The sequence below is a fragment of the Ottowia sp. genome (assembly GCF_047975795.1).
Lineage (GTDB): Bacteria > Pseudomonadota > Gammaproteobacteria > Burkholderiales > Burkholderiaceae_C > Ottowia.
Genome location: NZ_JBKEEE010000049.1, coordinates 1 through 18,400 on the forward strand (window position 1 = coordinate 1; position 18,400 = coordinate 18,400).

Here is an 18,400-nt window from a genome sequence, read left to right on the forward strand (position 1 = left end):
GCTTGCGCGTGCGTTTGGCTGCAAGCTCGAATCCAGTGGTGGCAAGGCTTGTCTGTTGCATCGCTCCACTGTCTCAGATCAGGCCGTCATGGGGCTGACTTTTGCAGACCTTCCCTAGGCAGCGCCGTTAGCCTGCTGCCCGGCGTGCACCGTCTGGCGCAGGCACAAGGCCAAGCGCAAAGCGCCGCCTGGCCCACGCGCACCGTGCGCCTGCTGGTGGGTTTTCCGGCAGGCTCTACACCCGACCATTCGGCACGCGCACTGGCCGACGGCCTGAGCGGCGTGCTGGGCCAATCGGTGGTGGTCGAGAACAAACCCGGTGCCTCCGGCAACATCGCTGCGGCGCAAGTGGCCAAGGCGCGCGACGGCCACACGCTGGGCGTAGTCATCAACGGCAACCTGACCTCGGCCAAGATGCTCAACCCCGCTTTGCCTTACGACCCGGCGCGCGATTTCAGCCTGATCAGCCAGCTCACCAGCGCACCGCTGGCCTTGGTCACCCCGCCCGATCTGCCTGAAGGACCCGCGTTTTTTGCCGCCGCCACCAAAGAAGGTGATCGCTGGAACTACGGCTCGGTTGGCGCGGGATCGGTGGCGCATTTGGGGCTGGAGCTGCTCAAAACCCGCGTGCCGGGCTTCAAGCCGGTGCACATTCCGTTTCAGGGCAACCCGGCGGTGGTCACCGCGCTGCTCAGCGGGCAGATTCAAATGGCGCTGATGCCGCCCGGCCTGGTGGTGCAGCACGTCCAGGCGGGCAAGCTGCACATCGTCGGCCTGACCAGCGGCCGCAGCACCTTGGCCCCCAGCGTGCCGCCGCTGGCCGACGCAGGGGCGAAAAACTTCAACCTGGAGGTGTGGACCGGCCTGGTCGGCCCCGCCAGCCTGCCGCTGGCAGCCCAGCAGCGACTGGCGCAGGCGGTGCCGCAAGTGGTGCGCAGCGCCGCCGTGCGCAAGCGCCTGTTTCTGCAAGGCTGGGCCGCCGTCGGCTCATCGCCCGAAGGCTTTGCCCAGCGTGTAGCCGCTGAGCGCGCGAGCATGGCGGCGATCATCAAGGCGGTGGGGGTGAAAGCGGGATAACACTTCTTTGTTTATCCCCAATTTCGCCAAAACCCTTTCCGAAAACTATTGGCTGTCAATGAATTCGTATTCCTACATCGTTTCGTTGCGCGCCAATCATCCGTTCCACAATCTCTCTTACCTTTCCTCGCTCCTTTCTCTAGAGCGCCGGTCTGGCTGGACGGCTGATGAGGCACGGGTGACGCCCAAAGGCACCGTTCTTAACGAACGCAGAAGCGAAAGTTATTGGTCGGCGCGCATTACGCCCACTGAAATGTCTTCAGAAGAACAAGAGCTGGAAGACGTGCTTGACCAATCTGTGTCTACGTTGCTCCGGCTGAGTGACCGGCTCGCTGATTTTTATGCCACTGGCGGCACGCTGAACTACTTCATCGGCTTGTATGGGGCATGTAACTACGGTTTGGCATTTCCCGTCAGCCTGGCGCAGAAGCTGGCCGATGCCAAGATAGAAGTTCAGTTGGACATCTATCCGTATGAAAGTGGGTGCCAACCTACAGCACCACCGGATAACGCCTGACAACCGGCGCGTTCAAGCCTTGTCTTTTACACAACACCCCCGGGTGGCGGATGCGTTATCAGCCGCTCATGTCTCGCCGCGCAGCCGCTCGATCAAGCCATTCAGCTCGTCCAGCGAGCCGAACTGAATCGCCACCTCGCCCGTTTGCACCAGCTTGCCGCCTTGCTTGGTTTTTTTCTTCATGCGCACTTCGACCTGAGCCGTGAGCAGGTCAGACAACTCTTCTTCCACCCGGCGCACGTCGCCCGTTTTGTCGGCGCTGGCGGCGGCAGGCTTGCGCGGGGAGGTCAGGTTGAACTCGGCGTTCAGGCGCTTGACCAGCGATTCGGCTTCGCGCACCGACAGCTTTTTGGCCGACACCTGATTGGCCGCCGTGATTTGCGCCGCACCGTCGAGGGCCAGCAGCGCGCGCGCGTGGCCCATGTCGATGTCACCGGCCATCAGCATGGTTTGCACCGGCTCGGTCAGCTTGAGCAGGCGCAGCAGATTGCTGGCGGCGCTGCGGCTCTTGCCCACGGCCTGCGCCATTTGTTCGTGCGTCAGGCCAAAGTCATTCAGCAGGCGCTGCAAGCCTTGCGCTTCTTCCAGCGGGTTCAGGTCTTCGCGCTGGATGTTCTCGATCAGCGCCATCGCGGCAGCGGCCTCGTCGGGCACCTCGCGCACCAGCACCGGCACCTCGGCCAGGCCCGCCAGGCGCGCGGCGCGAAAGCGGCGCTCGCCTGCGATAATTTCGTAATTAGCTATTGAATTAGTAGCTTTTGACGCTTGTCCATCCTGCGCTGGAACCTGTTTTGGCACCGAAAGTTTGCGCACCAGAATCGGCTGCATGATGCCCTGCGCCTTGATGCTTTCGGCCAGCTCGTACAGCGCGCCCTCGTCCATGCGGGTGCGCGGCTGGTATTGACCAGCGGTCATGTCGGCCAGCGCCAGCATCATGGGCGTGCCTGCGGGGGTGACGGCAGTGGCGTCGCCGCCTGCATCCATCGACAAACTGCTGGGGCCGAGCAGCGCGTCCAGGCCGCGACCTAAGCCTTTGGGTTTTTTGGTGACCATATGAAATCCTTACCGTTATGACGCACGTCGACGCATGCATTTGAAGTCATGTGCTTGTCCTGCCCCCGCTGTGCAGGGCTGCCAGCAGCGCATGCCCCTCGCCCCAATCCCCCAACCCGGAATCCGCATTGATATGCCCGCGCGGCCCCACGCTGTAAAAGCTGGCACCCCAGTCCTGCGCCAGCTGGCTGGCGTAGTCGGCGCGGCCAAAGGGGTCATCGGTGCTGGCGACGACGATGGCCGGGAACGGCAGGCGCTGGCGCGCGGGGGGTGCCCAGCCGGGGATTTGCTGGCGCACGTCATCGCGCTCGATCTCGGGTGGGGCGACCAGCAGGGCACCCGCCGCGCGCTGCACTGCATCGCCCGCGTGCGCCGCCCACCAGGCCACCAGCAGACAGCCCAGGCTGTGCGCCACCAACCATGCAGGGCGCGCATCGGCCAGCACCACGTCTTGCAGGCGCGCCGTCCAGTCGCCGCGCAGCGGGCGCTGCCAGTCGTGCTGTTCAACCCGCGTGTAGCCGTGCAGCGCCTCCCAGCGGCTTTGCCAATGGGTAAGACCGCTGCCTTGCCAGCCGGGCAGGGTCAGAACACGGTAGGCGCTCATAGAACTATCAAATTCATAGCTGTTTGCGCCCGCCAAACAAGCGCAAAAAGCCAATTTGACCAATAAACCAGTGGCCGCGGAGCAGGCCATGCCAGCGAACGCCGTGGGCGGGATTCCACCAACCACTGGCGTTGTCCCCCCGCCCGCAGAGAGCGGGGGGAAGGCGCGTCAGCGCTACAGGGGGGAAACTCATTTCATCCCCCGTTGCACCATCTCATTGGCAAATTCGACAAAAGCTTTGCTGCCTTTGGCTGCCGGGTCGAACACCACGCCGGGCAGGCCATAGCTGGGCGCTTCAGCCAGGCGCACGTTGCGCGGGATGATGGTATCGAACACTTTGGGGCCGTAGTGCGCCTTGAGCTGCTCGCTGACCTGCTGCTGCAAGGTGATGCGCGGATCGAACATCACGCGCAACAGGCCGATCAAGCGCAAATCGCGGTTCAGGTTGGCGTGCACCTGCTTGATGGTGTTGGTCAGATCAGCCAGTCCTTCCAGCGCAAAGTACTCGCACTGCATGGGCACGATCACACCTTGCGCAGCGCACAGACCGTTGAGGGTGAGCATGCTCAGCGACGGCGGGCAGTCGACCAGCACAAAATCGTAGTCAGCGCTGACTTTTGACAAGGCGTCCTTCAACCGGCGCTCGCGGCGGTCTTCCGCCACCAGTTCCACCTCGGCACCAGCCAGTTCGCGGTTGGCACCCAGCACGGCATAGCCCGCACCGGCTTCTTTCAACCGCTCGGGCATTACAACCGCCTCGGCCACGCTGGCCGATTCCAGCAGCACGTCGTACACCGACAAATCCATCGCCCGCTTGTCCACGCCCGATCCCATGGTGGCATTGCCCTGCGGGTCCAGATCAACCAGCAGCACGCGCTGGCCAATCTTGGCCAGACCGGCGGCCAGATTGACGGTGGTGGTGGTCTTGCCGACCCCGCCTTTTTGGTTGGCGATGCAGAAGATTTGCGCCATGGCTCGATTCGCTTGGATGGGAAATGAAAGATTTATTTGCTCAGCGCCAGCTTCAGGCCAAAGCCAATCAGCAGCGTACCAGCCAGCTTGGTTAACGCGCCCGACAGCCGCGCACTGGCCCGCACGCGCTCGGCCAACCGCTGCGCCAGCACGGTGGCGATCAGTCCGTAGGCCAAGGTAAGTGCGGCAATGGTCAAAGCCATCACCGCATAGGTGGCCAGTCCTGGCTGATGCGACGGGTTAATGAACAATGGAAAAAACGCCATGTAAAACACAATCGCCTTGGGGTTGAGCAAGGTGATCAAAAACGACTGTCGCCAAAAGTGGTGCGGTTTAAGCTTGAGCACCGCGCCCTGCCCCGGCTTGGCCAGAAACAGGCGCAGCCCCAGCCAGGCCAGATACGCCGCCCCCGCCCACTGCACCGCCGCAAAAGCGGCCGGATAGGCTTTGAGCAAGGCCGCGATACCAGCCACCGCGCCCCACAACAAAATCTGGTCGCCCGCAATAATGCCGAGCGTCGACACCAAACCGCCGCGCACCCCGCCTTGCGCCGTGCTGGACAAAATGGCCAGATTACCCGGCCCAGGGATGGCCAGAAACACGATGATAGCGACGGCGAAAGCGGGGTAATCGGTGATGGCGAGCATGAACGGCACCAAAGCGCTGGAACGGGCAAGTGTAAGCCAGCCACTCTGTGTTGTTGCGCTTTTCGCGCTGCAACATGCCGTTCAGCCTGCCAAAGAAAGCCTGCTTTGCCTATTAAGGCCAGTTAACGCAGAACCAGTTAACGCCTGTTGTTAATGCTGTTGCCGCCGCATCCACACCAGACAGCGATCGGCAGCCAACTCAGGCACGGCCAGTGGTTCCACGTGAAACACTTCCACCTCTGGCGGTAAAGCATCGATTTCATCTTGCGGATGTTTGCCCTTCATCGCCACCCACACCCCACCTTCAGCCAGCGCGTCTGCCGACCAGCGGGCAAAGTCGGGCAGCGAGGCAAAGGCGCGCGAAGTGATGATGTCAAACGGCAGTGCCACCGACTCCACCCGCGCATGCAGCCCTTTCAGATTAGGCAACGCCAACGCGCCTGCGACTTGCTGAATAAAGGCGGCTTTTTTTCCCACCGCATCCACGCAAGTCACGCTCAACTCGGGGCAACCCACAGCGATCATCACGCCGGGCAAGCCGCCACCCGACCCCACATCCAGCACACGCGCAGGCTTGCCGTTGACGTGGCGACGCAGCGGCTCAAGCACCGCCAAGCTGTCAAACACGTGGTGCGTCAGCATCTCGGTCGGATCACGCAGCGCCGTCAGGTTATAGACCTTGTTCCAGCGCATCAGCAGGCCCAGGTAGGCCAACATCTTCTGGAGCTGCCCCGCCGTCAAATCCAACCCCAACTGATGGGCCGCAGATTGCAACCGCTCCAGCATATCGTCCGCCCCCGCCACTGTCGCTGCCGCTATCGTCATGCGGTGCGCGCCTTGCTTGCAGGTTCTGCAAAACCTTTGAAACCGCCCTTTTTCAAGTGGACCAGCAACAAGGAAATGGCCGCCGGTGTCACGCCGCTGATGCGTCCAGCTTGCCCCAGCGTATCTGGGCGTTGCGCGTGCAGTTTTTGTCGCACTTCGATCGACAGGGCCGAAATCTGCATGTAATCCAGTTGCTCTGGCAGACGCAGGTTTTCATAATGGGCGGCGCGGGCCACTTCTCCACGCTGACGGTCGATGTAGCCCGAATACTTGGCCGCGATTTCTATCTGCTCAACCACAGCATCGGTTAACTCACCCAGAGTTTCACGTGAAACATCGATCGATGCGTAGCGCCCATCTTCCAACGTCATCAGTGCGGCGTAATCCACACCTGGACGGCGCAGCAAATCAAACAAGCTATGCTCGTGTTCAATGACCTTACCGAGTACGCGCTCTGATTCGGTCGCTGGCAACTGACGCGGATTGACCCAGGTAGATTTGAGCCGCTCGGTTTCACGTGAAACCGCGTCACGTTTACGGCTAAAAGCGTTCCAACGCGCATCGTCCACCAGGCCCAACTGACGGCCCACTTCAGTCAGCCGCATATCCGCGTTGTCTTCGCGCAGTTGCAGGCGGTACTCGGCCCGGCTGGTGAACATGCGGTAAGGCTCGGTCACGCCCTTGGTGATGAGGTCGTCCACCAGCACGCCCAGGTAGGCCTGATCGCGTCCGGGCAGCCAGACCCCGCCAAAGTCGTCCGCCCGACCTTCCAGTTGCCGACATTGCAGCGCAGCGTTGATGCCTGCAAACAAGCCCTGCGCGGCCGCTTCTTCGTAACCGGTCGTGCCGTTGATTTGGCCCGCAAAAAACAGCCCCCCGATTTGTCGCGTCTCGAAGCTGCTTTTCAGTACGCGCGGATCAAAATAATCGTATTCAATGGCGTAGCCGGGCCGCAGGATGTGGGCGTTCTCTAAACCCTTCATGCTGCGCACCAACTCCAATTGAACATCAAATGGCAAGCTGGTGGAGATGCCATTGGGGTAGACCTCGTGCGTGTCCAGCCCTTCAGGCTCCAGAAATATCTGATGGCTGTCCTTGTCGGCAAAGCGGTTGATCTTGTCTTCCACGCTGGGACAATAGCGCGGCCCCACCCCTTCGATCTGGCCGGTGAACATGGGGCTACGGTCAAAACCAGAACGGATGATGTCGTGCGTGCGCGCATTGGTGTGCGTGATCCAGCACGGCATCTGCGCCGGGTGCATGTCAGTTCCACCGTATTCATGCGCCATGAAGCTGAACACCGGCATGCGCGGATTTTGTCCACCAGGCATGCCATCACCGGGCTGCACTTCGCAAGTGGCAAAGTCAATGCTGCGCCCGTCCAGGCGTGGCGGCGTACCGGTTTTGAGGCGGCCTTGTGGCAGCTTCAGCTCTTTCAGCTTTGCCGAAAGCGACGCAGAGGGCGGATCGCCCGCGCGCCCGGCCTGGTAATTGTCCAGCCCGACGTGAATACGCCCGTCCAAAAACGTACCTGCCGTCAACACTACGGTGCGTGCGCGGAAGGCAATGCCCACCTGCGTCACCGCGCCAACCACCCGATCGCCTTCCAGCAGCAAGTCATCCACCGCCTGCTGGAACAGCCACAGGTTCGGCTGGTTTTCCAGCACGCGCCGAATGGCGGCCTTGTACAGCACCCGATCGGCCTGTGCACGGGTAGCGCGCACCGCCGGGCCTTTGCTGGAATTGAGCACGCGGAACTGAATGCCCGCCTTGTCCGCAGCCAGCGCCATGGCACCGCCCAGCGCGTCCACTTCTTTAACCAGATGGCCTTTGCCAATGCCGCCAATGCTCGGGTTGCAGCTCATCTGGCCCAGGGTTTCAATGTTGTGCGTCAGCAGCAAAGTTTGCGCGCCCATGCGCGCAGCCGCCAGCGCCGCCTCGGTGCCGGCATGGCCGCCGCCGACCACAATGACATCAAAGCGCTGAGGATGGAAATAATGGGGTTGGGCCACGGAGCAAGAACCACAAACTGCAAAGCGCATTATTTTAGATAAATTTAACCTCTGGCGCACACCCATACTGCGCAAAGAGCTATTAAATTAATAGCTATAAATCACCCTATACCCGCTTTTCCCGTATACGCAGACGTCTGCCGATACGCTATGCTGGTGCCGCGCTGCTTTACAGCGTAACCCCCTTATTCACAAAAGCACCAAAGGCTTTACATGACCAGCAAAACATCGAAGAAAAGCGCACCTGTCACCAACGCCCATGCTTTGCCTTCGTATCTGGACCCTGCCCACCTTGGCCCCTGGGGCATCTACCTGGCCCAGGTCGATCGCGTCACACCCTATCTGGGGCCGCTGACGCGCTGGGTCGAAACCCTCAAGCGCCCAAAGCGCGCGCTGATCGTCGACGTGCCGCTGCGGCGCGATGACGGCACCATTGCCCACTACGAAGGCTATCGCGTGCAGCACAACGTCAGCCGCGGCCCTGGCAAGGGCGGCGTACGCTTTCACCAAGACGTGACGCTGTCCGAGGTCATGGCGCTGGCGGCCTGGATGTCGGTGAAAAACGCCGCTGTCAACGTGCCCTACGGCGGTGCCAAAGGCGGTATTCGGGTCGATCCGCGCACCCTCTCTGCGGGTGAGTTGGAGCGCCTGACGCGGCGCTACACCAGCGAGATCGGCCTCATCATCGGCCCCACCAAAGACATCCCCGCACCCGACGTCAACACCAACGAAAAGGTTATGGCCTGGATGATGGACACCTACTCTGTCAATGTGGGTGCCACCTCGACCGGCGTGGTCACCGGCAAGCCGATCGAGATGGGCGGCTCGCTGGGTCGGCGCGAGGCCACCGGGCGCGGTGTGTTCACCGTCGGCATCGAAGCTGCCAAGCAAATCGGCCTTCAGATCGAGGGCGCGCGCGTGGCCGTGCAAGGCTTTGGCAATGTGGGCGGCATTGCAGGTAAATTGTTTACCGAAGCCGGTTCACTGGTGGTGGCCGTGCTGGACCACACTGGCGGCGTGCACAACGACAAGGGTTTGAACGTTCCCAAGCTGCTGGAACACGTGGCCAAGACTGGCGGCGTGGCGGGTTTCAAAGGTGGAGAGCCACTGGCCACTGCCGACTTCTGGTCCACCAAGTGCGACATCCTGATCCCCGCTGCGCTGGAAGGCCAGATCACCAAAGCCAACGCGCCCAAAATCAAGGCCAAGATGGTGATCGAAGGAGCCAACGGCCCCACCACCCCCGAGGCCGACGATATTCTGCAAGACAAAGGCGTGCTGGTCGTGCCGGACGTGATTGCCAACGCCGGCGGCGTGACGGTGAGCTACTTTGAATGGGTGCAGGATTTCAGCAGCTTTTTCTGGAGCGAAGAAGAGATCAACCAACGCCTGATCCGCATCATGAAAGAAGCCTTCGACGGCGTATGGAACACCGCCCAGCAGCACAAAGTCAGCCTGCGCACGGCCACCTTCATCGTGGCCTGCACACGCATTCTGACCGCGCGTGATTTGCGCGGCCTGTATCCATAAATCAAGCTTCAATGCTTTTTGATCGGACACTTTAAGCTATTAAATTTATAGTTTAGGTGTCCGTTTTTATTGATGCTTGGTTTTTAATGAATTGCCGCCAGGAATGCGGTGCCTGCTGCATCGCGCCATCCATTTCCAGCCCCATCCCCGGCATGCCACAGGGCAAGCTCGCCGGAGTGCGTTGCGTGCAACTGGATGCGTTACAGCGTTGCCAGCTGTTTGGCCAAGCCAATCGGCCTGCCGTCTGCCAATCTTTGCAGCCCAGCGTCGCCATGTGTGGCACCCACCGTGCACACGCTTTGCACTGGTTGACCGATCTGGAGCGGCAAACCACACCCGTGTCCGTTAAAGCTCCATGACGCACACTGTGATTCGCATCTATATTTAGCTTGCGGCCATGGTTTATTTTCAGCCTGACTGACACGCCACTGGCTTTGGTTTTAAGCTGCGCAAATCGTGCCCCATACTGCCCCACCACCACCTCCCATGCCACCGCGCCCGACGCGCGGTACTTTACCGTTGCCACCCGTGAAGTCGGTGGCGTTGACCGCGCCCTTTGACTGGCTGGCCAAAGGTTGGCACGACATGTGGCGCATCGGCTGGCCCAGCCTGCTGCATGGCCTGGTACTGGCTGTGTTTGGTGCCATGTTGGCATGGGCTGCACACGACCGCTTCTGGCTGCTGGCGGGGGCGTTCTCAGGTTTTCTGATCGTCGCACCGGTGCTGGCCACCAGTCTTTATGCCCTCAGCCGCGCGCTGGAGCGGGACGAACCCGCCAACTTAGGCACCATCGGTAAAACCTGGACCCGCTGGCAATACTCTCGCTTTGCCGTGCATGGCGGTTATTGGAGCCTGGTGCGCTTTGGCCTGCTGCTGTCACTGGCAGGCACGGGCTGGGTGATGACCTCGGCCGCTTTGATCACCGCGCTGGCACCCGCGCCAGTCAATACGCTGCAGGATTTCTTGCACCATGTAGTACTGGCCCGACATGGCTTTCTATTTGAGCTGTGGATGGTGTTGGGTGCGTTGATGGCCGCGCCATTGTTTGCCTCCAGCGTGGTGTCGATGCCCTTGCTGCTGGACCGCCGCTGTGACGTGCTGCAAGCGGTGTTGACCAGTTGGCAAACCGTGATGACCAATCCTGGCGCACTGGCGTTGTGGGCGGTTCTGATTCTGGGGCTAACGGTGCTGGGCATGCTCACCGCCTTGCTGGGTCTGGTCGTCATTGTGCCCTGGCTGGGCCACGCCAGTTGGCACGCTTATCGGGCGCTGGTCGATACCAGCCGTCTGCCTGAGCGCTTGCCGCCGGAGGGCCAAGCCTGATGTTTGGCTTCAACGAAGAGCAAATTGCCTGGTTTGGCCTCACCATTGGGGTGGGGGCCTTCATGATCTACATGCTGTTCATCATCGGCCATTTGGCTTGGGAATCAAAAGCCGGAAAATTCGGCACGTTTGTGCTGTTTCTGGCCCTGGCTTTTGGCATGGTGGGCTTCATCGCCAAGGCAGTGATCCAGTGGATGATCGAAAAATAGCCCTTAATAACCCTTGAAAGAGCGTGTTCAAAGCGCAGTACAAACCTGTGGACAGTGCTGGCATAAACATCAGCTTGTCCACAGCACACAGCCTGAACCCAAAGTTGTGCCATGTCAGACGACTTCTTCACCAACCTTTTCACACAAGCTGGTCACGCGGGTAAAGGCTTGTCAAAGCAGTCTTTTTTCAGCTTATCCACAAAACAGCAAGGCTTCTACTACGACTACTAATTAAATGAACGAATTCAAAAAACAAGTCAAAACAAGCCTTCAGTGCCCGATGGTTCTTCCACATGGGAATCAGCCATCCAGCCGTTACATCTGTACCAAAAACAGACCCATGGTGCACGAGTCGGCTGTTAAGATTGGCCTGCTTTATTCCTCCTCGCTGAACCAGCGGGGATATTTTTTGTTTCACGCCCATGTCCGTTGCTGTCGTTGGCCGCAGTCCCAGCACCTTTGAGATCAAAAGCGCCAGCCTGTCCTTGCTGGCGCTGCGCTTGAAATCGCCCGATCTGCATTTGCTGGCTCAAGAGTTGCAAGCGCAGTACGGGGAGATGCCGGATTTTTTTGAAGACGACCCGGTGGTGCTGGATCTGTCACTGCTGGAAGGCGATGCCGCCAGTGTTGACATTGATTTTCAGCGCCTGGGCGAAATGCTGTTTGAGCGCCGCCTGCGCCTGATGGCCGTTCGTGGTGGCAGCGATGCCCAGCACGCTGCGGCGGTTGATATCGGGCTGCTGTTGGCCCCTGATATGCGCATGGCAGCGGCGGCGCGCACGCCTGAAGCTGAGCCAACGCCATCAGAGTCGGCACCAGCTTCTGCAGAAACGGTGGCACCTGGCGCGCTGGTGGTTGACAAGCCCTTGCGCTCAGGCCAACAGGTGTACGCGCGCGGGCGCGATCTGGTGGTGCTGGCCATGGTCAACGCCGGTGCCGAGGTGGTGGCCGATGGCCACATCCATGTTTATGCCCCATTGCGAGGGCGCGCACTGGCGGGCGCGCGCGGCTGGTCTGAAGCGCGCATCTTTGCGCACGACATGCGGCCCGATCTGGTGTCGATTGCCGGGGTCTACCGCACCAGCGAAGAGCCGCTGCCCGCCAACATCTGGGGCCAGGCTGCTGCGGTGCGCCTGCAATCCACTGAATCTGGCGACAAGTTGGTGTTTGCGCCGGTTTCTACATGACGTACCGCGTCGCGCTTTTTACGTTTTTTTCGCATAACCGTTTTTGAAAGTGATGTCGACATGGCAAAAATCATTGTGGTGACTTCAGGCAAAGGAGGGGTGGGCAAAACCACGACCAGCGCCGCGTTCTCGTCTGGACTGGCCCTCAAAGGCCACAAAACGGCGGTGATTGACTTTGACGTGGGCTTGCGCAACCTGGACCTCATCATGGGTTGCGAGCGCCGCGTGGTGTACGACCTGATCAACGTCATTCAGGGCGAGGCCAACCTGACCCAGGCCCTCATCAAAGACAAGCAAAGCGAAAACCTGTATGTGCTGGCTGCCAGCCAGACGCGCGACAAAGAGGCGCTGACCAAAGAAGGTGTCGAGAAGGTGCTCGATGAGCTGGCCAAGATGGACTTTGAGTACATCGTTTGCGACTCCCCCGCCGGTATTGAAACCGGTGCTTTGCTGGCCATGCACTTTGCTGATGAAGCATTGATCGTTACCAACCCCGAAGTGTCCAGCGTGCGCGATTCTGACCGCATTCTGGGCATGCTCAGCAGCAAGACCAAACGTGCCATCGAAGGGCAAGACCCAATCAAGGAACACTTGCTGGTCACCCGTTACAACCCGAACCGTGTGGCCGACGGGCAGATGCTGAGCCTGGACGACATTCAGGAAATTTTGCGGGTTCCGCTGATTGGTGTCATTCCCGAAAGCGAAGCCGTGCTGCAAGCGTCCAACCAGGGCCTGCCTGCGGTGCACCTGAAAGGATCGGATGTGGCGGGCGCGTATTTGGACGTGGTCGACCGCTTTTTAGGCGAAACCGACAAGCCCATGCGCTACATCGACGCCGAAAGACCCGGTTTTTTCAAGCGCCTGTTTGGAGGCAAGTAAGCCATGTCCTTCATCTCATTCTTTCTGGGCGAGAAGAAGAAAACGGCCAACGTTGCCAAAGAGCGGCTGCAAATCATTTTGGCGCACGAACGCGCGCGTGGCAGCGGCAGCGCTGAACCTGATTACCTGCCCGATTTGCAGCGCGATCTGATCGCTGTCATCAGCAAATACGTCAAGATCGATCCCAAGGACATCAAGGTCAACCTGGAACGCCAGGACGATCTGGAAGTGCTGGAAGTCAAGATTGAATTGCCTGAAAAGGCAGAGCCAAAAACTGAACGGAAAAGCAACCGCCAGCGCTAGCGCTGTAAATCGCTGTCAGCTATTTTTAATATAGCAAAATAAACCCTAAAATCAAGGCATGTCCGACCCTGCTTTGAATTCCGGTTTTGGCCCGAATGTCAACCCAGACATCCCGCGCCCTATCATTTTGGTAGTGGAAGACGAAGCGGGCATTGCTGAAACCATCCACTATGCGCTGTCGTCCGACGGCTTTGTACCTGAGGTGTGCGCTACCGCGCGTCAGGCCATCGAATGTTTTGCTGCCCAATTGCCCGCGCTGGCCATTTTGGATGTGGGCCTGCCCGACATGAACGGTTTTGAGCTGTTTCGCCACCTGCAAGATTTGCCCGGCGGAAAGCAGGTACCCATGCTGTTTTTAACCGCCCGCTCCAGCGAAATCGACCGCGTGGTCGGGCTGGAGCTGGGTGCCGACGATTACATCGCCAAACCCTTCTCACCGCGCGAGCTGGTGGCGCGCGTGCGCGTGATTTTGCGCCGCAGCCAGCGCCACACCACATTCAGTGGCGAGGTGAAAAATTCAGAGATCACAAAACAGGCGTCAAAAGCTATTGAAACTGAAGCAAAAAACCTGATTCAGTGTGGTGCCTTGCAACTGGATGAAGAGCGCCGCCTGATTCGTTTTCATACGCAGGCGCTGGAGCTTTCGCGCTACGAATACGGCTTGCTGGCCACGCTGATGCGCCGCCCAGGCCGCGTATTCAGTCGCGATGAATTGCTGGAGCGCGTATGGGATGACCCCGGTGAGAGCTTTGACCGCACCGTGGACGCCCACATCAAAACCCTGCGCGCCAAGCTGCGTGCCGTGCGCGAAGATGAAGACCCGATTCGCACGCTGCGCGGTGTGGGCTATGCACTGCGTGAGGATTAATGCAAGCTTGCGCGCGCAGATCAAAAGATAAGCACGTAAAACAAAATGAGACAACTCAATTCCCTAGAGATGTGCGCTGGTGCCGGCGGTCAAGCCCTCGGCCTAGAAATGGCAGGCTTCGACCATTGCGCCCTGATCGAGCTGGAACCCGCAGCGTGCGCCACGCTGCGCCTGAACCGCCCAGCATGGAACGTCATTGAGGACGATCTACGGCACTTCGACGGCAGGCCATACAAAGGCGTTGACCTGGTGGCCGGCGGCGTGCCCTGCCCGCCGTTCTCCAAGGCCGGAAAGCAGCTTGGCGCGAAGGACGAGCGCGACCTATTCCCGGAAGCAATCCGCCTCGTTGATGAATGCCGCCCGCAAGCCGTGATGCTGGAAAATGTGCGCGGCCTGCTGGATGCCGTCTTTGACGACTACCGCAACAAGGTAGAAAAGCAGCTCAATAAGCTGGGCTATGTCCCCGGCTGGCGACTGTTCAACGCTTCGGACTATGGCGTTTCGCAACTGCGCCCGCGCGTGGTGTTCGTCGGCATCCGCAAAGACCTTGCCGACGGCTTTGCATGGCCAGAACCACAACAGCACGAACCGGCCACCGTGGGCGAGCTGCTGCACGACCTGATGGCCGCGAACAAATGGCGCGGCGCTACCCGCTGGCGTGAGCAGGCAAGCACCATCGCCCCGACACTGGTAGGCGGCTCCAAGAAGCACGGCGGGCCAGACCTTGGCCCCACGCGCGCAAAACGCGCTTGGGCCGCTCTAGGCGTCGATGGCATGGGCATATGGGATGACGCCCCCCCGCGTGACTTCGTGGGAATGCCCCGCCTGACCACACGCATGACGGCCCGCATTCAAGGCTTCCCCGACGACTGGCAGTTTTCCGGGCGCAAGACCGCAGCCTATCGCCAGATCGGCAACGCCTTTCCCCCACCAGTTGCCGCCGCCGTGGCCCGCCAGATTTTTGCGGCCCTGTCCGTCAAGCGTATTTACAAGGTGGCCTGATGCCGGAAGTCGAATTTCTCGAAGCACGCAAAGCGTTTCATGCCGCACTGCTGGAAGCCACATTGACCACCAACGCCGCCGGCGTGGTCAGCAATGCCGACAGCAGCAACACCACCAGCAAGGCGATTGCCAAGGGCATAGCCGATCTACTCAAGGCCGAAACCATTGGCGAGCGCATCGCGGGCCAGACCTCGGGCAACCAGTTTGAAGGCATTTGCGCGGGCTTCGTGCGTGAAACCTTCCTCAAGCTGGGACACCTGCGCCCCGGCATTTGGGACGTTCACCAAGTCAGCGGGCGCAACCGCTTGGAGATTGCCCGCTACGAACAATATGCGCACTTGGTGGCCCTCGACCGCGCCGCCAAGGCTGATGCAGAGCTGGCCGCAGCCTTGGGCAGCGACTACACCATCACGCCGGATATTGTGGTGGTGCGCGGCACCGAGGACGACGACGCCATCAACGCCCCGGCGCTTCTGGTGGACGACAACGTGACTACGCTTGCCAGCCTGCGCAAGAAAAACGGCGGGCTGCCTCTGCTGCACGCCAGCATTTCATGCAAATGGACGATACGCAGCGACCGGGCGCAGAACGCCCGTTCCGAAGCCCTGAATCTGGTTCGCAACCGCAAAGGTCGTTTGCCTCACGTTGTCGTCGTCACCGCCGAGCCAACACCCAGTCGCCTTGCCTCTATCGCTCTGGGCACTGGGGACATTGATTGCGTGTATCACTTCGCCCTCTACGAGCTACAAGAGACGGTTAAAGCCTTGGGCATGAGCGACGCCGCCGACATGCTGACCGTGATGGTGGACGGCAAGCGCCTGAAAGACATTTCTGACCTTCCCTTGGATTTGGCGGTTTGAAAGCTGCTGCATGAACCGTGATCTTGAACACGTCCATGAGTGTCAAGGCGCAAAAAAAATGGCGATATCGTGAGCCGCCGCACCCGCATCTTCTTGGCGTTGATTCTGGTTTATGTGGTTGGCATTGGCGCGCTGATGCACCAGTTGCTGAGCGATCTGGATCCACGTTACCGCGAATCAGCCGAAGAAGGTTTGGTCGAAACTGCGCAGCTTATGGCCACGGTGATCGAGCAGGATGTGGATCGGGGCGCGCTGCCCACCGATCGCATCGCTGGCATTTTTCGTGACCTTTACGCGCGGCGCTTTTCGGCCCAGGTGTATGGCCTGCACAAGACCCGGGTGGAGCTGCGCGCTTACGTGACCAACGTGCATGGCGTGGTGGTGTACGACTCCACCGGGCGGGCGCTGGGGCAGGACTTTTCGCGCTGGCGCGATGTGCACCAGACCCTGCGCGGCGAATACGGCGCGCGCACCACGCGCGATGTGCAGCAAAACCCGAAAAGCAGCGTGATGTACGTGGGCGCGCCCATTCACTGGGACGGGCAGATCGTGGGCGTGGTCACGATTGGCAAGCCGGTGCAAAGCCTGGGTCAGTTTGTGGAGGCCGCACGCGCCAAGATGATTTACGTCGGATTTGTTTCTGGCCTGTCGGCGTTGTTGCTGGCGCTGTTGCTGTCGTTCTGGCTGATTCGCCCGCTGGGTATCACCAGCGATGTTTTGGCTGCGCTGCGCACCGCAGTCTGGCACGACGCCGCAGGTCGTCGCCATGTCAGCCCGAGCCGCGCCTGGCGCGCACTGCGGGCGCAAACACGCCAATCTGTGCAGGAAGTGCGCGACGCCATTGCCGGGCGCAGTTATGTGCAAGATTATGTGCAGCAGCTCACGCACGAGTTGAAAAGCCCCTTGTCTGCCGTGCGTGGTGCGGCCGAGCTGCTGCAAGAAAGCGATATGCCTCCCGCGCAGCAGCGCCGCTTTGCTGTGAGCATTCACAGCGAAACCCTGCGCATGCAAGAGGTGGTGGACCGCATGATGGAACTCACTGCGCTGGAAAACCGCCGCATGCAGCTTGACCAGCAACGCGTGCCACTGGTCCCCTTGCTGAATGAGCTGGCGGCCAGCGCCCGCGCCAAAGCGCCCGCCTTGCGTATTGAAGTGCACGCGCAAGAAAATTTGGTGACCGAAGGCGATCCCTTCTTGCTGCGCCGTGCCGTGGGCAATTTGCTGGATAACGCGGTGGATTTTTCATCCCCAGGCCCTGAAGATGCGCCTGCGGCAGAGGCCGACATTGCCATCACCCTGGCGCGCGAAGGCCGCTTAGCCCGCATCAGCGTGCGCGACCACGGCCCCGGCGTGCCCGCATTTGCGCAAGACAAAGTGTTCGACAAATTCTTCTCATTGGCCCGGCCCGCTTCCGGCAAGCGCAGCACCGGCTTGGGTTTGGCTTTTGTGCGAGAAATTGCCGCGCTGCACCAAGGCAGCGTCAGTTTGGGCAACGCCGTGGCCCAGCGTGAACCTACATTGCAAGCCGACTGGGCGCAGCAAGGTGCCCTGGCGGTGCTGCGGCTGCCTGTGCTGAAAACTTGATTTTCATCATTAAAACCTTTGCAGCGTTTGATGCACAGGCGATAAAAAGCTATCAAAACAGGAGTTTAAAAGTGAGTCCCAAACCGTCAAGAACTGCCCTGGTGGCTGGTGCCACGGGCTTGGTGGGCCGCCAGATCGTGGCGCGGCTGTGCGCCGACCAGACGGTGGCGGTGGTGCACACGCTGTCGCGCCGCGCACCGCTGGATGCACACCCAAAACTGCGCCCGCAGTTGGTGGATTTTGCCGCCTTGCCCGCGCTGCCCGCCGTCGATGAGGTGTATCTGGCGCTGGGCACCACCATCAAAGTGGCGGGCAGTCAGGCGGCTTTTCGTGCCGTCGATTTCGACGCCAATTTGGCCGTGGCCCGGGCAGCGCTGGCCGCAGGGGCGCAGCGTATCGGCTTGGTCAGCGCGCTGGGGGCTGATGCGCGTTCAACGGTTTTTTATAGCCGCGTCAAAGGTGAGCTGGAAGATGCTTTGGCGGCGCTGCCGCTGCAAGCGCTGGTGATTGCCCGCCCTTCCATGCTGCGCGGCAACCGTACTGCGCTGGGCCAGCCAGTGCGCAGTGGTGAAGCACTGTGGGGTCGACTCGATGCTGCACTGCGTCCGCTGATTCCACGCGGCTTGCGCGCTGTAGATGCAGCGGACGTAGCCGCGGCGCTGGCGTGCACACTGCCCTCTGCGCAAGGACTACAGGTGCTCACATCGGCGGCCATGCAGGGGGCGGCAATGAAACCCCAATGAAACAAGCGGTGATGGTGATTTTGCTTTGCACGTTGTCAGTCTTCTTTTGGGTGGTTTTTTTATGACCGGTAATACAAGCACAAGGTCAGAAGTGGCCCCGCTTGTCTGAACAGATTTACCCCGAGAGATAAAGAGACTGCAGGCGGGTTGAAGAGGTGCAGAGTTGTCCACGGCGGCGGTCGGTGCCTGCGACGAACCGGTCGAC

20 protein-coding genes are annotated in these 18,400 nt (G+C 60.4%); 14 read left to right on the forward strand and 6 right to left on the reverse strand.

Annotated elements, in window-relative coordinates; genetic code table 11:
• Positions 1-132: 132 nt before the first annotated feature.
• Both ACK5NW_RS08180 and ACK5NW_RS08185 read left to right on the forward strand, forming a co-directional pair.
• On the forward strand, positions 133-1,077 hold the full coding sequence (locus ACK5NW_RS08180; protein WP_416926935.1) for a Bug family tripartite tricarboxylate transporter substrate binding protein: 945 nt from the start codon (positions 133-135) through the stop codon (positions 1,075-1,077).
• A 7-nt stretch (positions 1,078-1,084) separates the two neighbouring features.
• On the forward strand, positions 1,085-1,594 hold the full coding sequence (locus ACK5NW_RS08185; RefSeq protein WP_416926898.1) for a hypothetical protein: 510 nt from the start codon (positions 1,085-1,087) through the stop codon (positions 1,592-1,594).
• Between the two features lie 66 nt (positions 1,595-1,660).
• On the opposite strand, the gene ACK5NW_RS08190 is transcribed toward ACK5NW_RS08185, so the two are convergent.
• From ACK5NW_RS08190 to mnmG, 6 genes are all read right to left on the reverse strand, one after another.
• Positions 1,661-2,647: a ParB/RepB/Spo0J family partition protein gene (locus ACK5NW_RS08190; RefSeq protein WP_416926900.1), complete on the reverse strand. Its 987-nt coding sequence runs from the start codon at positions 2,645-2,647 to the stop codon at positions 1,661-1,663.
• A 46-nt stretch (positions 2,648-2,693) separates the two neighbouring features.
• Positions 2,694-3,251: an RBBP9/YdeN family alpha/beta hydrolase gene (locus tag ACK5NW_RS08195; protein ID WP_416926902.1), complete on the reverse strand. Its 558-nt coding sequence runs from the start codon at positions 3,249-3,251 to the stop codon at positions 2,694-2,696.
• A 189-nt stretch (positions 3,252-3,440) separates the two neighbouring features.
• Positions 3,441-4,223 carry a ParA family protein gene (locus ACK5NW_RS08200; protein ID WP_416926904.1) on the reverse strand — a complete coding sequence of 261 codons (783 nt, stop codon included), beginning with the start codon at positions 4,221-4,223 and terminating at the stop codon, positions 3,441-3,443.
• A gap of 32 nt (positions 4,224-4,255) precedes the next feature.
• Complete coding sequence (locus ACK5NW_RS08205; protein WP_416926906.1) at positions 4,256-4,870, reverse strand: LysE family transporter; 615 nt, start codon at positions 4,868-4,870, stop codon at positions 4,256-4,258.
• 150 nt (positions 4,871-5,020) lie between these two features.
• On the reverse strand, positions 5,021-5,656 hold the full coding sequence (rsmG, locus tag ACK5NW_RS08210) for a 16S rRNA (guanine(527)-N(7))-methyltransferase RsmG (RefSeq protein ID WP_416926937.1): 636 nt from the start codon (positions 5,654-5,656) through the stop codon (positions 5,021-5,023).
• Positions 5,657-5,691: 35 nt separating this feature from the next.
• Positions 5,692-7,707, reverse strand: a complete 2,016-nt coding sequence (gene mnmG, locus ACK5NW_RS08215; RefSeq protein ID WP_416926908.1) for a tRNA uridine-5-carboxymethylaminomethyl(34) synthesis enzyme MnmG — start codon at positions 7,705-7,707, stop codon at positions 5,692-5,694.
• A gap of 213 nt (positions 7,708-7,920) precedes the next feature.
• Here mnmG and ACK5NW_RS08220 point away from each other — a divergent pair, with 213 nt between their 5' ends.
• The 12 genes from ACK5NW_RS08220 (at position 7,921) to ACK5NW_RS08275 (ending at position 18,195) form a co-directional block, all read left to right on the forward strand.
• Positions 7,921-9,237, forward strand: coding sequence for a Glu/Leu/Phe/Val family dehydrogenase (locus ACK5NW_RS08220; protein ID WP_416926910.1), 1,317 nt, complete (start codon positions 7,921-7,923; stop codon positions 9,235-9,237).
• Between the two features lie 86 nt (positions 9,238-9,323).
• Positions 9,324-9,596: a YkgJ family cysteine cluster protein gene (locus ACK5NW_RS08225; RefSeq protein ID WP_416926912.1), complete on the forward strand. Its 273-nt coding sequence runs from the start codon at positions 9,324-9,326 to the stop codon at positions 9,594-9,596.
• 127 nt (positions 9,597-9,723) lie between these two features.
• Positions 9,724-10,560, forward strand: coding sequence for a DUF2189 domain-containing protein (locus ACK5NW_RS08230; protein WP_416926914.1), 837 nt, complete (start codon positions 9,724-9,726; stop codon positions 10,558-10,560).
• Positions 10,560-10,769 (forward strand): DUF2788 domain-containing protein, encoded by a 210-nt coding sequence (locus tag ACK5NW_RS08235; protein WP_416926916.1) that lies wholly within the window; start codon positions 10,560-10,562, stop codon positions 10,767-10,769. Before ACK5NW_RS08230 ends, ACK5NW_RS08235 begins: the two co-directional genes overlap by 1 nt.
• 422 nt (positions 10,770-11,191) lie before the next feature.
• Entirely contained in the window at positions 11,192-11,956 is a 765-nt protein-coding gene (gene minC, locus ACK5NW_RS08240; protein ID WP_416926918.1) for a septum site-determining protein MinC, read from the forward strand.
• A 60-nt stretch (positions 11,957-12,016) separates the two neighbouring features.
• Positions 12,017-12,835, forward strand: coding sequence for a septum site-determining protein MinD (gene minD / locus ACK5NW_RS08245; RefSeq protein WP_416926920.1), 819 nt, complete (start codon positions 12,017-12,019; stop codon positions 12,833-12,835).
• Positions 12,836-12,838: 3 nt separating this feature from the next.
• Positions 12,839-13,138 carry a cell division topological specificity factor MinE gene (gene minE, locus ACK5NW_RS08250; RefSeq protein ID WP_416926923.1) on the forward strand — a complete coding sequence of 100 codons (300 nt, stop codon included), beginning with the start codon at positions 12,839-12,841 and terminating at the stop codon, positions 13,136-13,138.
• A gap of 58 nt (positions 13,139-13,196) precedes the next feature.
• Positions 13,197-14,006 (forward strand): two-component system response regulator CreB, encoded by an 810-nt coding sequence (gene creB / locus ACK5NW_RS08255; RefSeq protein ID WP_416926925.1) that lies wholly within the window; start codon positions 13,197-13,199, stop codon positions 14,004-14,006.
• A gap of 69 nt (positions 14,007-14,075) precedes the next feature.
• Positions 14,076-15,008, forward strand: coding sequence for a DNA cytosine methyltransferase (locus ACK5NW_RS08260; protein ID WP_416926927.1), 933 nt, complete (start codon positions 14,076-14,078; stop codon positions 15,006-15,008).
• Positions 15,008-15,868, forward strand: a complete 861-nt coding sequence (locus tag ACK5NW_RS08265; protein ID WP_416926929.1) for an NgoMIV family type II restriction endonuclease — start codon at positions 15,008-15,010, stop codon at positions 15,866-15,868. The genes ACK5NW_RS08260 and ACK5NW_RS08265 overlap by 1 nt, the downstream gene beginning before the upstream one ends.
• 69 nt (positions 15,869-15,937) lie before the next feature.
• On the forward strand, positions 15,938-17,452 hold the full coding sequence (gene creC, locus ACK5NW_RS08270; RefSeq protein WP_416926931.1) for a two-component system sensor histidine kinase CreC: 1,515 nt from the start codon (positions 15,938-15,940) through the stop codon (positions 17,450-17,452).
• Between the two features lie 71 nt (positions 17,453-17,523).
• Positions 17,524-18,195, forward strand: coding sequence for an NAD(P)H-binding protein (locus ACK5NW_RS08275; RefSeq protein WP_416926933.1), 672 nt, complete (start codon positions 17,524-17,526; stop codon positions 18,193-18,195).
• Positions 18,196-18,400 lie beyond the last annotated feature (205 nt).

What these genes read in the sequence shown, in the direction of transcription:
- ACK5NW_RS08190 (WP_416926900.1), bottom strand. Translation starts at nt 2,647, where the DNA reads ATGGTCACCAAAAAACCCAAAGGCTTAGGTCGCGGCCTGGACGCGCTG.
- ACK5NW_RS08195 (WP_416926902.1), bottom strand. Translation starts at nt 3,251, where the DNA reads ATGAGCGCCTACCGTGTTCTGACCCTGCCCGGCTGGCAAGGCAGCGGT.
- ACK5NW_RS08200 (WP_416926904.1), bottom strand. Translation starts at nt 4,223, where the DNA reads ATGGCGCAAATCTTCTGCATCGCCAACCAAAAAGGCGGGGTCGGCAAG.
- ACK5NW_RS08205 (WP_416926906.1), bottom strand. Translation starts at nt 4,870, where the DNA reads ATGCTCGCCATCACCGATTACCCCGCTTTCGCCGTCGCTATCATCGTG.
- rsmG (WP_416926937.1), bottom strand. Translation starts at nt 5,656, where the DNA reads ATGCTGGAGCGGTTGCAATCTGCGGCCCATCAGTTGGGGTTGGATTTG.
- ACK5NW_RS08220 (WP_416926910.1), top strand. Translation starts at nt 7,921, where the DNA reads ATGACCAGCAAAACATCGAAGAAAAGCGCACCTGTCACCAACGCCCAT.
- ACK5NW_RS08225 (WP_416926912.1), top strand. Translation starts at nt 9,324, where the DNA reads ATGAATTGCCGCCAGGAATGCGGTGCCTGCTGCATCGCGCCATCCATT.
- ACK5NW_RS08230 (WP_416926914.1), top strand. Translation starts at nt 9,724, where the DNA reads ATGCCACCGCGCCCGACGCGCGGTACTTTACCGTTGCCACCCGTGAAG.
- ACK5NW_RS08235 (WP_416926916.1), top strand. Translation starts at nt 10,560, where the DNA reads ATGTTTGGCTTCAACGAAGAGCAAATTGCCTGGTTTGGCCTCACCATT.
- minC (WP_416926918.1), top strand. Translation starts at nt 11,192, where the DNA reads ATGTCCGTTGCTGTCGTTGGCCGCAGTCCCAGCACCTTTGAGATCAAA.
- minD (WP_416926920.1), top strand. Translation starts at nt 12,017, where the DNA reads ATGGCAAAAATCATTGTGGTGACTTCAGGCAAAGGAGGGGTGGGCAAA.
- minE (WP_416926923.1), top strand. Translation starts at nt 12,839, where the DNA reads ATGTCCTTCATCTCATTCTTTCTGGGCGAGAAGAAGAAAACGGCCAAC.
- creB (WP_416926925.1), top strand. Translation starts at nt 13,197, where the DNA reads ATGTCCGACCCTGCTTTGAATTCCGGTTTTGGCCCGAATGTCAACCCA.
- ACK5NW_RS08260 (WP_416926927.1), top strand. Translation starts at nt 14,076, where the DNA reads ATGTGCGCTGGTGCCGGCGGTCAAGCCCTCGGCCTAGAAATGGCAGGC.
- ACK5NW_RS08265 (WP_416926929.1), top strand. Translation starts at nt 15,008, where the DNA reads ATGCCGGAAGTCGAATTTCTCGAAGCACGCAAAGCGTTTCATGCCGCA.